This is a genomic window from Gemmata sp. (assembly GCF_051859125.1).
In the GTDB taxonomy this organism is placed as follows: domain Bacteria; phylum Planctomycetota; class Planctomycetia; order Gemmatales; family Gemmataceae; genus Gemmata.
On record NZ_JBHYGG010000111.1, the window covers coordinates 1 to 11,246 of the forward strand.

At 67.3% G+C, this 11,246-nt stretch carries 12 protein-coding genes; 3 read left to right on the forward strand and 9 right to left on the reverse strand.

What is annotated here, in order from left to right:
* Positions 1-139: 139 nt before the first annotated feature.
* The 9 genes from ribA to ACTIGN_RS11565 all read right to left on the reverse strand — a co-directional run bounded on the left by ribA (position 140) and on the right by ACTIGN_RS11565 (position 8,537).
* Positions 140-1,405 (reverse strand): GTP cyclohydrolase II, encoded by a 1,266-nt coding sequence (gene ribA, locus ACTIGN_RS11525; protein ID WP_439623918.1) that lies wholly within the window; start codon positions 1,403-1,405, stop codon positions 140-142.
* 66 nt (positions 1,406-1,471) lie between these two features.
* Positions 1,472-2,944: a hypothetical protein gene (locus ACTIGN_RS11530; protein WP_439623920.1), complete on the reverse strand. Its 1,473-nt coding sequence runs from the start codon at positions 2,942-2,944 to the stop codon at positions 1,472-1,474.
* 136 nt (positions 2,945-3,080) lie between these two features.
* On the reverse strand, positions 3,081-3,401 hold the full coding sequence (locus ACTIGN_RS11535; RefSeq protein WP_439623922.1) for a DNA-directed RNA polymerase subunit omega: 321 nt from the start codon (positions 3,399-3,401) through the stop codon (positions 3,081-3,083).
* On the reverse strand, positions 3,386-4,042 hold the full coding sequence (gmk, locus tag ACTIGN_RS11540; protein ID WP_439623924.1) for a guanylate kinase: 657 nt from the start codon (positions 4,040-4,042) through the stop codon (positions 3,386-3,388). Before gmk ends, ACTIGN_RS11535 begins: the two co-directional genes overlap by 16 nt.
* Positions 4,043-4,060: 18 nt before the next feature.
* On the reverse strand, positions 4,061-4,951 hold the full coding sequence (locus ACTIGN_RS11545; protein ID WP_439623926.1) for a YicC/YloC family endoribonuclease: 891 nt from the start codon (positions 4,949-4,951) through the stop codon (positions 4,061-4,063).
* 52 nt (positions 4,952-5,003) lie between these two features.
* Entirely contained in the window at positions 5,004-5,297 is a 294-nt protein-coding gene (gene secG, locus ACTIGN_RS11550; RefSeq protein WP_439623928.1) for a preprotein translocase subunit SecG, read from the reverse strand.
* Between the two features lie 160 nt (positions 5,298-5,457).
* The gene (tpiA, locus tag ACTIGN_RS11555) at positions 5,458-6,216 is read right to left on the reverse strand and encodes a triose-phosphate isomerase (protein WP_439623930.1); all 759 of its coding nucleotides are present in this window, start codon (positions 6,214-6,216) and stop codon (positions 5,458-5,460) included.
* A 70-nt stretch (positions 6,217-6,286) separates the two neighbouring features.
* Positions 6,287-7,318: a 3-deoxy-7-phosphoheptulonate synthase gene (gene aroF / locus ACTIGN_RS11560; protein WP_439623932.1), complete on the reverse strand. Its 1,032-nt coding sequence runs from the start codon at positions 7,316-7,318 to the stop codon at positions 6,287-6,289.
* A 136-nt stretch (positions 7,319-7,454) separates the two neighbouring features.
* Positions 7,455-8,537, reverse strand: coding sequence for a tagatose 1,6-diphosphate aldolase (locus ACTIGN_RS11565; RefSeq protein ID WP_439623934.1), 1,083 nt, complete (start codon positions 8,535-8,537; stop codon positions 7,455-7,457).
* 604 nt (positions 8,538-9,141) lie between these two features.
* Here ACTIGN_RS11565 and ACTIGN_RS11570 point away from each other — a divergent pair.
* The 3 genes from ACTIGN_RS11570 (at position 9,142) to ACTIGN_RS11580 (ending at position 11,205) form a co-directional block, all read left to right on the forward strand.
* Entirely contained in the window at positions 9,142-9,756 is a 615-nt protein-coding gene (locus ACTIGN_RS11570) for a hypothetical protein (protein WP_439623936.1), read from the forward strand.
* 364 nt (positions 9,757-10,120) lie between these two features.
* On the forward strand, positions 10,121-10,375 hold the full coding sequence (locus ACTIGN_RS11575) for a DUF7336 domain-containing protein (RefSeq protein ID WP_439623938.1): 255 nt from the start codon (positions 10,121-10,123) through the stop codon (positions 10,373-10,375).
* Between the two features lie 113 nt (positions 10,376-10,488).
* Complete coding sequence (locus ACTIGN_RS11580) at positions 10,489-11,205, forward strand: hypothetical protein (protein WP_439623940.1); 717 nt, start codon at positions 10,489-10,491, stop codon at positions 11,203-11,205.
* The last annotated feature ends 41 nt before the right edge of the window (positions 11,206-11,246 follow it).

An 11,246-nucleotide genomic window follows, 5' to 3' on the forward strand; every position in this document is an offset into this window, starting at 1 on the left:
CCAACCGCCTCCTGAGGCAGGCACGAATGCCTTGCCCCACCAAAGGCAACTGATCCAGAAAATTCGGTGTGATTGGTGTGGCGCGGATCGAGCCGGGCGTCACTCGCGGAGCGAGTGACCTACCCTCGTGTGCCGCAGCTCACCCGCCGCCCTTGTCCAACTCGTCGAGCAGGTGGCCGAGTTTGGCCTTCTTCGTCGCGAGGTAGGCCCGGTTGTGGTCGCCGGGGACCATCTGGATCGGCACCCGCTCGACGATCCGCAGGCCGTACCCCTCCAGGCCGATCACCTTCCGCGGGTTGTTCGTGAGCAGGCGGATGTCGCGGACGCCGAGGTCGTGCAGGACCTGCGCGCCGATGCCGAAGTGCCGCAGGTCGGGGGCGAACCCGAGCCGGCGGTTCGCCTCGACCGTGTCGAGCCCCTCCTCCTGCTGGAGCTTGTACGCCTTCAGCTTGTTCAGCAGGCCGATCCCGCGGCCCTCCTGCCGCATGTACACGATGGCCCCGCGGCCGGCCGCGGCCACCTGCTGCATCGCGTACTGGAGCTGCGGGCCGCAGTCGCACTTCGCCGAGTGCAGCACGTCGCCGGTGAGGCACTCGCTGTGCATCCGCACGAGTACCGGCTCGGTCTGAACGGGAACGCCGTCCGCACCCGCGACGCCGATGCCGCCGAGCGTCAGCGCCAGGTGCGGTTCCTGGTCCACCAGCGACGTGTACGCGAACAGGTCGAACTCGCCGAAGTCGGTCGGCAGCTTCAGCGCGATCTCGCGGCGGACCAGCTTCTCGCGGCGGCGGCGGTGCTCGATCAGGTCGGCGATGGTACACATCTTCAGTTCGTGCGTCGCGCAGAACGTCCGCAGGTCCGGGAGGCGGGCCATCGTGCCGTCCTCGTTCAGCACCTCGCAGATGACCGCGATCTCGCGCAGGCCCGCGAGCCGGCACAGGTCCACGCTCCCCTCGGTGTGCCCGGCCCGCACCAGCACGCCGCCCGGCTTGGCGATGAGGCCGTCCATGTGGCCCTTGTCGCGGACCAGGTCCTGCGAGGTCGTGTTCGGGTCGGCGCACACCTGGATCGTGCGGCACCGGTCGAACGCCGAGATGCCGGTGGTCACCCCGTAGCGGGCGTCGAAGTTGTGCGTGAACGGCGTGGCGGTGGGGTCGAGGTTGACGCCTGGGAGGAGGTCGAGGCCGAGGCGGTCGGCGTGGGGCCGCGAGAACGAGACGCACAGCCGGCCGCAGGCCTCGCGGATCATGAAGTTGACGGCCGCGGGCGTCATCGCCTCGGCTGCCATCACGACGTCGCCCTCGTTCTCACGGTGCTCGTCGTCGACGAGCACGATCATCCGGCCGGCCCGGAGTTCTTCGAGGGCCACGTCGATCGTGCAGAACCCGCGGTCGGAGCTGGGCATCGGAGGCACCGTTCGGAAGGATTGCGACCCGTTGCACGAATTGTACGCACCCCGGGCCGCCCCGCGTCACCGGCCGGGGGCCTGCTGGGGCTTCACTTCCCTGAGGTCGGTCTCGACGCGCGCGACCCGCCACCGGAACGGCCGCTTGCCGAAGTCGGGCGGCGGGGTGGCGGTCCCCTGGTCCGGGTCCGCCTCGGCCCGCAGTTTGTTGACCTCGGCGAGCACGTCGGGCTCGGAGCACACGAGCACGAGCCGCCCCCGGGCCGCGGTCCCGCTGCCGTACAGCGGGACCTCGCACGGGACCCGGACCTCGACGGCCACGTCGGTCACCGAGAAGGTGCCCTGCGAGTCGAGCTTCTCGTTGTCCTTGATCCGCCGGCCGACCGGGAGCAGCCCGCTCTCGTTCCAGGTCTTGAGGAACAGGTCCCGCTGCTCGGCCGTCGGCTCGGCCCCGTCCCGCAGTCGGACGAACTGGTTCCGCATGTACGGCAGGTAGTCCGGGGTGAACGTGAACGCCAGCGGGGTGTCGAATCCGAACACCCGCGCGTGGGATGCGACGTTGGCCCGGTCGATCACCTTCGGGTCGGGCGTCGGCGTGATGAGCATCTGGTAGGCGTACGCCCGCATCCCCGGGCTCCCGGCGGAGATGTCGAGGAACTGGCGGGCGGCCTGCCCGGCGGAGAGTTCCAGTTCCGCGACCCGCCACCCGTACGGCGTGCGAGTCACCTTGTCGTGCAGAATGAACTTCTGGCCCGGCTGGTACGTGACCGACCACTGGCGGCCGACCATCTCGGCCTTGGTCACGTCGGCCTTGGCCCCGCCCTCGGTCCCCCGCACCTCGAACTCGACCGGGAACAGCCCCTCGGGGCACCGCACGGTGCCGGCGAAGGCGCACTTTGTCAGCCCGGGCTGGTACACCCAGTCCTTGACGCTGCCGTTGGTGAACCGGCACGCCTCCGGGTTCCGCTTCGCGAGGAGCAACAGGTCGGCCTGCTTGAACGCGAGGAACACCGGGCCGAACTCGGCCTCGATGCGGGGCAGGTCGTCGGGGGCGATGGCCGCGCGGCGGCCCGGGTCGAGGGTGCGGAGGAAGGCCCACCCGGTCTTGTCGGGGTCGTCGCCGAGGACGCGCCCGGCCCACTCCTCGGCCTTGATCGCGGCGTCGCGCCGGACCGAGTACCCGATGGCGAACAGGTACGCGGCGAACCCGAGGCCGCCGACGACCGCGATCCACCACGACGCCTTCACGAGGTCGAGCCGGACCGCGTCGCGGTCGAGGACCCCCGTGCGGGTGCCCTCGGAGTTCTGGATGAGCCGCTTCGCCGCGAAGGACAGGACGATCGCCACGAGCGGCAGGACCAGCAGCTCCTCCATCAGGAGCGGCTTCTTCTCGCGGAAGGCCACGACGCCCAGGGCAACGAGGAGGAGCAGGAACAGCGAGGCGGCGGCCATCGCCCCGACCGCGACCCAGGACACCGACACGTAGGGGTTGGTGTCCGCGGTGGGCGTGAGAACGGGGCCGGGGGTTGGCTCGGACATCGCGGGGGACCCGTGTGGGGTGCGGGGACGCTGCGCGTTCTACGCCCGGACGGGAGCGGGAGTTCGCTCGGAACGCGGCCGGGGAAGGGACACCTTCCCCGGCGGCCGCGGGACCGGTGAGCCGGGTGCCAGCGGGTCAGTCGTCGGCGTCGGCGCGGACCCCCGACCCGGGCATCGGCGGCGCGGCCCCGGGCATGCCGGGGTAGGACCCCGGGAGGTTCGCCATGATGGTCTGGTTCTTGGCGTTGCCGGTCTGCACGTTGCCGGTGGAGTCGAGGTAGATCTTGTCCTGGAGGATCTCCTGGATCACGATCGCCATCTTGTCGCCCCCGCGGACGTCCACGAGCGCCTTGGCCCCCGTGTTCAGCGCCACCATCCGCTTCTGGATGAGCGTGGACAGCTTGAACCGGCCGCCGACCTTGTTCACGATCCCCTCTTCCTTCAACTCGTCGAGCATGTTGCCCCCTTTGGGTTCGGAAACCGCGCGAGAATGACGCCTTCCAGTTCCCGCGTCGCGGTCTCGAGGTCCTGGTTGATGATCCGGTGATCGAACTCGTGCGCCCGCTCCACCTCGCCCCGCGCGGCGGCCGCCCGCCGCCGCACGCTCTCCTCGGGCATGTCCTTGCGGCCCCGCAGCCGCGCCTCCAGCTCCTCGAAGCTCGGCGGCTCGATGAACACGGAGAGCAGGTCCCCGCGGAACATCGCCCGGAGGCTCGCCGCGCCCTGGACGTCGGGCACCACGATCACGCCCTCGCCCCGGGCCAGGTACGGCTCCACCTCGCTCCGCGGGGTGCCGTAGTAGTCGCGGCCGAACACGACCGCGTGCTCGAGCATGTCCCCGGCCGCGATGGCCGCCTCGAAGTCGGCCCGACTCCAAAAGTGGTAGTCGGTCTCGGGGCGTTCGCCGGGCCGGGCCGGGCGGCTGGTCGCCGTGATCGCCCGCCGGAGCGGGAGACTCGTCTGGGCGAGGAGCCGGGTGACGAGCGTCGTCTTCCCGACCCCGCTCGGCCCCGACACGACGATGAGCGGCGCGTGTGCGAGGGCACGCGGCGGGCCGCCCGCCGGGGCGTCGGTGCGGGCTCGCGTGTCACTTCCCATGCCGTGCCCACCTTGGCGTTATTCTACGTTCAGTGCGAGTTCGCGGACCTTCTCCAGGGCCGATTTGATCTCGAAGACGTGCCGCGAGATCGCCACGTCGCCGGCCTTTGACCCGAGCGTGTTCGTCTCGCGGCCGAGTTCCTGGATCAGGAACTCGAGCTTCCGCCCGGCCTCGTCGCCCTTGCGGACCAGGTCCGCGAACTGCTCCAGGTGCGCCGACAGCCGCGTGACCTCTTCCGCGACGTCGGTGCGGTCCGAGAACAGTGCCACCTCGCGGATGATGTGCTCGGGGTGGATCGCGACCCCGGCGTCGGTCACCGCCTGCCGCACCCGCTCCAGCAACCGCGTGCGGTAGTCGGACGTGACGTGGGGGAGCAAGGTTCGGATCGCGGCGAGTTCGCCCGTCACGGTGGCGTGGAGCGCGAGGAGTTCGGCGGCCATCGCCTTCCCCTCCTCGCGCCGCATCTCGTTCAGGTTCTTGAACGCCGCGGTCAGGGTCTGCTCGACGACCGGCCACTCGTCCGGCGGGGGCGACCCCGGCGACCGCCCCTCCGGGGCGACGCCCGGCAGGGCGAGGACGCCGCTCAGGAGGGGGCCGACGTACTCGGGCGTCCCGGCCTCTTCGCACGCGAGCCGGACCTGTCGGAGGTACGAGGCGAGCGCCGCCGTGTTGAGTGCGAGGTCCACGCCGCCGGCCTGGCGGGCGACGCGGACGTGGATCGTGATGGTCCCCCGGTGGACGTGCTTGCGGACGACCTTCTCGACCTCGGCCTCGAACATCGGGTACGGGTCGGTCCCCCGCACCGTGACCTTGAGGTGCCTGTTGTTGACCGCGCGGACCTCGACCTCGGCCGCCAACCTGTCGGTTTGGGTTCGGGCCTCGCCGAACCCGGTCATACTGAGCAGCACGGTGGGGCACCCCGGTGTGAGTGACCGCGAGAGCAGGTGCGGTCGGGGCGGGTCACTGCGTGGTGATGGCCGGAGTCTCGGTGGAGCGGACGGTGTCGTACTTCACGACCTTCACGTGGATCATGATGACCAGCACCCACACGCCCGCGAACCACAGGGTGATCTTAACGAACTGGTCGGCCGCCCGCGAGCCGAACGGGCTGGACCCGCCCGCGCCGCCGAACGCGCCGGCCAGGCCGCCGCCCTTGCCCCGCTGGATGAGGACCAGCAGGATCAGCATGAGCCCCAACCCGATGACCACGAGGTTGAGGAGGTGCGAGTACCATTCCGCGCCGAAGAGGGCCACGTATCGACCTCCGCTGTGTACCTGGTTTCGGCGGCACAGGCCCGGGGCCTGTGAACGCCTGGCATAGGTCCCGGGCCTGTGCCACCAAACCCGCCCGTCCGTGTCAAATGCTAACTTAGCGACGGCCGGCCGCCGCGGGTAGGGGACTTGCGAACGGTCTTCACCCGGCCGCCTTGACGATCGCCAGGAACTGGTCGGCCTTCAGGCTCGCGCCGCCGACGAGCCCGCCGTCCACGTCCGGCTGCGAGAACAGCCCGGCCGCGGTGTCGGGCGTCACGGACCCGCCGTAGAGGATGGGAAGCGCGGCGGCGATGTTCTCGCCGTGCAGCGCCCGGATTTTCGTGCGGATGAACAGGTGCGCCTGCTGGGCCTGCTCGGGGGTCGCGGTCTTCCCGGTGCCGATCGCCCACACCGGCTCGTAGGCGATCACGACCTTGTGCCACTGGTCGTCGGTCAGCCCGGCGAGGGCCGAGTACACCTGCCGCTGGAACACGCGCTCGGTGAGGTTCCGTTCGCGCTCGACGAGCGTCTCGCCGACGCACAGGATCACGGTCAACCCCGCCTCAACGGCCGAGTGGACCTTCAGGTGAACGGTGACGTCGGACTCGCCCAGGACGTGCCGCCGCTCGCTGTGGCCGATGACGACGTACTTGCAGCCGGCCTCCTTCAGCATCCCCGAGCTGACCTCGCCGGTGAACGCCCCCTTAGCCTCGTTGTGGACGTCCTGCGCGCCGAGGCCGACGGCGCTGCCCTTCAGCGCCTCGGCGACCGTCACGAGCCACGGGTACGGCGGGCAGACCACGACGTCGGCGGCCGGGGCGGTCCCGACGCCCTTCGCGACGGCCTCGGCCAGCGCCTTCGCCTCGGCGAGCGTTGTGTTCATCTTCCAGTTGCCGGCGACGAGCTTCTTGCGGGGCATCGGTACTCTCTGGGCTGAGGGTTAGCCGCGAGGGGGGAGCGCCCCCTCCGGTCGCGGCTAAACTGCGGATTCAGTTTTCGCTCGGGGTCCAGAACTCGCGGCCGAGGGCCCCAGCTAGCCGGCGGAGGTCGCCCATCAGGTCGAGGAACTGGTGCGGGAGCAGCGCCTGCGGGCCGTCCGACCACGCCTTCTCGGGGCAGTTGTGGACCTCGACGTGGACCCCGTCGGCCCCGGCCGCGACGCTCGCCCGGCACATGCTCGGGATCAGGTCCGGGCGGCCGGTCGCGTGGCTCGGGTCCACGATGATCGGCAGGTGGCTCTGGCCCTTCACGTTCGGAACGGCGCTCATGTCGAGCATGTTTCGGGTGCTGTCCTCGAAGCTGCGCACGCCCCGCTCCACGAGCACCACGTCCTTGTTGCCTTCCGAAAGGATGTACTCGGCCGACATGAGCAGGTCCTTGACCGTCGCGCTCATGCCGCGCTTGAGGAGCACGGGCGTCTTCGTCTTGCCGCACTCCTTGAGGAGGTCGAAGTTCTGCATGTTCCGCGCGCCGATCTGGAGCATGTCGGCGTACTTGCACACCAGCTCGACCTGGCGGGGGTCCATGACCTCGGTGACGACCGGCATGTCGTACTTCTGGCCGACGTCCTTGAGGATCTTCAGGCCCTCCTCGCCCATCCCCTGGAACGCGTAGGGGCTGGTGCGGGGCTTGAACGCGCCGCCGCGGAGGATGTTCGCGCCGCCGGCCTTGACGTACTTGGCGATGGCGTCGAGGACGTCGTACCCCTCGACGGCGCACGGGCCGGCGATCATGGCCAGGCTGCCGCCGCCGATCCGCACCTTGCCGACGTACACGACGCTGTCGGCCTTGTGGAACTCGCGGCTGGCGAGCTTGAAGGGCTTCATGATGTTGAGCACCTGCTCGACCCCCGGGATGGCCGAGAAGTTTTCGGCCTGGGGCTTCGTCTCGTCGCCGATGACGCCGACGATGGTGCGGCTCTCGCCGCGGCTGACGTGAGGGGTGAACCCCAGCTCCCGGACCCGCTCGATGACGTGTTCGATCTGTTCGAGGCTGGCGTCCGGACGGATGACGAGGATCATGTTCGGGGGTCAGGGGTCAGGGGTCGGAAGAGCGGGGAGGGCGGCACACCCTCAATGTAGGTGTGCCGCGGCGTTGTGTCCGGGCGGCGGAGGGCGGCGGCCCGGCGCGCCGCGCCGGAACCGCCGCGGGGGCCGATCAATACACCGCGCCGGCCTCGACCTTGGCGGCCGAGCCGGTCGCGGTGCCGCCGCCGTACCGGGCGTGCCAGCCCTCGGTCGCGCGGATCCCGTGCAGGTCCTCGGTCGTCAGCCCGTACTTGGCGAACCAGGGTGTCCCCGACTTCACGATCGCGTCGGTTTCCTTCACGCGGCGAACGCACTCGGTCTCGGCGAACTTCTGGCGCTCGGCCGGGGTCGTGAAGGTGAAGAACTCCTTCCAGAACGCCCGCCCGCCGAGGATGCCACTGGCCCCAGCCTTCATCGCCATCTCAACCTGCTTCTTGTACTTGTCGTAGTCCACGCCCGCCGACAGGAGCACCCACGGCTTCGGGCAGGCGTCGTTGAGTCGCTTCAGGTTGTCCATCTGCTGCGCGTCCGATTCAACGCCGGGCGTGCCGGGGAACTCGGACTTGTAGATGTCGCAGAACTGGCTCAGGTACTTCGCCGTGTCGATCACGGTCTTGGCCTTGCGAGCCGCGACCACGTCCTTCGCCTCGACCGTGCCGTTGATCTTCATCGGGAAGTGCAACGGCTCGAGCAGGAACAGAATGTCGTTCTGGATGCACTCGTTGTAGATCTGAATGGTGAACTGGAGGTTGCGTTCGGCGGAATCGTACTCGTCGGGCTCGAACATCGCGAGCAGCTTGACCGCGTCGGCCCCGCAGCGCTTGATCTTGGCGACGCTCCAACCCGGCTCGACTTCACCGATCGAGCCGCCGGCCGCGTTCTTGGGCGAACCGGACTTCTCAACGCGAATCAGCGTGCCCGTGCTCGACGGAACCGCGTGGGCGGCAATCGTGCTGGCGTAGCCGTAGTACCCGTCGACGAGCAGACCGGAGCAGTGCGGTGCGAGGGCCCGGCTCAGCATCACCTTCGCGTCGGTGATCTCGGCGTAGGACGGGTCCTTCTTGGTGGCCTCCTTCATCATCGAGATCATGGAGCTGTTCTGGTCGGTGGCGACCATCGTCAGCGTGCCGTTCGGGTTGCTGATCCGCTGCAGGCCGCGGAGCTTGCCGGGCGTGAGGCCGAGGCCGTACAGACGGGTAATCGACGTGGACATCGAGTGCATCCCCAGGTGTTGTGAGAGGGGAGGTATCTTACTGGTGAGAATTCCGACGGACAGATGAAGAACGCGGCGGACGAGGTGTTGAATGGCACGCGAGGTGCATTTGTCTCCGCCGGCGGGATGAAAGCCGTGAGTTGATTGGGCGACAACTCACGGCGGACATCCCGCCATTTTCGTTTTTACACGTCTCGGCTCTCCACCCTTCACACTCAAGCACCAAACCTTCACACTCAAGCACCAAATCTTCGGGTGGAACACAAGCCCGGTCGTCTTTGATCCCATCGTTTGCGCAGTCCTCTTCCCAGGCAACGGCAGGATGGTGCGCAACCGCGAGTGTTCAAACTTTGACACTCGTATCAACGACTCCAGGCGGGTGGGAGCGAGTTCAGCTTGGCTTCGGCAGGTTCATCGGCCAGCCGGACTCGTCTGTGGTGAGCCGACTCCACCCGGAGTGTTTGATTCGTGCCAGATTCCGCTGGACGTCAGACCGATAAACCCTGAGTGTAATCGACGTATTCCCGACCCCGCTCGTCTCACGACGACGGGGCAGGCTCAGACGAACCACCGCGGCGTAGCGTTACAGCCACCGAGAGTCAGCATGCCCACCGTTGCGTTCCGTCGAGGATTCGTGTACTTGGCAGCCGTGGGCTTTCTTGCCCTCGCAGGCACTTCCGATTTCGCTGCGGGGCAAGCCAAGAAGGATAAGCTCAAGCCAGATCTTGATGTGCCAAAAGAACCGCCCGTCGCTGGCATCAAGGACGGCACGTTCGTTAAGCCGGCAGCGAGCGCCGCGCCGACGACCTACTTCTACGCGGTCAGCAGCGCCAAAGACGAGTTCATCGGCCAGGGCGAGACGATCGCGTACGACGGCGACAAGTTGAGGGTGTCTGAAGTCAAGGGCGGCACCAAGGTGCGACTCGGTGTCGCCAAAAAAAGCGACTGGGAGCTGACCGTCGCGCCCCCGGTGGGTGGAACGCTCAAGGTGGGGGAGTACCCCGACTCCAAGCGTTACCCCGAGAACGGGAAGGCACCCGGCCTCGAATTCAAAGGCATGAACCGAGACTCGACCAAAGTCGCAGGGAAGTTCGTCGTGTGGGAGTACGAGGTGGTGAAGGGCGTGGTTACGAAGTTGGCGATCGATTTCATTCAGCAGTCCGAAGAAAAGGGGCCGCCACTCTACGGCGTCGTCCGGTACAACTCGTCCTTCAAGTGACGCGGTTGGGCCAGCTTCTCGGACGACGGCCGCCCGCAGTACCCCGTCGAACCCGACACGCAACCGATCCGCGAACTGGTGTGAGGGGTCAAGTGTGGTAGCATGACAGTGCCACGTCAGTCCTCGGATCGCCCCTGATGTACAAGAAAAAGAAGGCGGGGCTGAGCGGCAAGGAAGCCGCGGACGACGTACCGAGTTGGGCGCAGGGGGAACGCCCCCTGATCTGAGAGAACGGCCGCGAGTTTGCCAAGCGACTGCTCGACGGCAAGTACGGACCCGGAAACTACCCTACCGGCCCCGGGAGCGAGTTCAACAAGATCAAGAAGTGGGGCGACCGGGCGTTCGAGTAATCGCGGAGGTTGTTATGACGAGCGTGTTTGTTGTCCAACACGTCCACTCGACGGATGAGGACAAGGAAGACGTCAAGTTGATCGGCGTGTACTCCTCTCGCGAACTCGCCGAAGCCGCCGTGTCGCGACTGAGCCTCGTGGCGGGCTTTTCGGACGCTCCTGACGGGTTCCACATCGACGAGTACCCACTTGACCGCGACCAGTGGACCGAGGGGTACGTCTCGCTGGGAACGTGCATCGACGCGGCCCCGAACTGTACGCAACGCTGACCCGATCCGTGAGGTGGTGTGAAGACAACCCGGTCTGTTCTCACTGACGCACACTGTGCGGGGGCCGTACGGAACAACGGACCCAGCCTACCGAACTCTGCCTTGGCGACCCCATGATCTGGATACCCATCGCATGGACCGAGTACACCGCGACGCTCAACGGGACTATTCTCAAACTTGTGCCGTGCGAAGGGTGTGGGATCGAGTACGTCTACGTTCTGGAACGCGAGGGTGAGGGGTTCTGCAACAGCTACTACCTTCTCAATGAGATCGGTGCCGCGGAGCAGGCAAAGCAGGACGCAATTGAGAACCTTGAATCATATCTGATGCACGACTTCGATCCTGTGCCGTGTCCGGTGTGCGGTCACTATCAGCGGTACATGTTCCCGAAGCTCTACGACGGCGGACCGCCTTTGAGCCAGATCGCCTGGCTCGTCTTGGTTGTGGCGTGCTGTTTCGACGCAGTGGTTTGCGCGTACTGGATTGTCCTTTATCTCCAAGGGCACAGCGCCCACGTACTCCAACGGTTGGCGCTCACGGGAGCGCTGTTGATCCCGCTGGGCCTCGCTCTCGCTGTGTTGAACGCTGCGGCTCGTTCCCGGGTGCGGTGCTTCGACCCGAACACTGAGGACCAACAAACCCGGATTGCACGGGGAAGATCAAGGGCAGTCACGCGAGCAGAGTTCGAAGCGAAAAGGGATCGGGAAGGGAGAGCAGCATCCTCGCAGGCCGAGTCGAGCGTATCGACTCCTGAGTATCTGCCTCAGGCGCGATTTAGGGAGTCGCACCGAACAAGTCACAGATTACTCCGGGCTGAGAGTGTGTTTTGAAACCGCTCTGGATTTTGGAGGCGGTGTCGCTTCCTCATGGC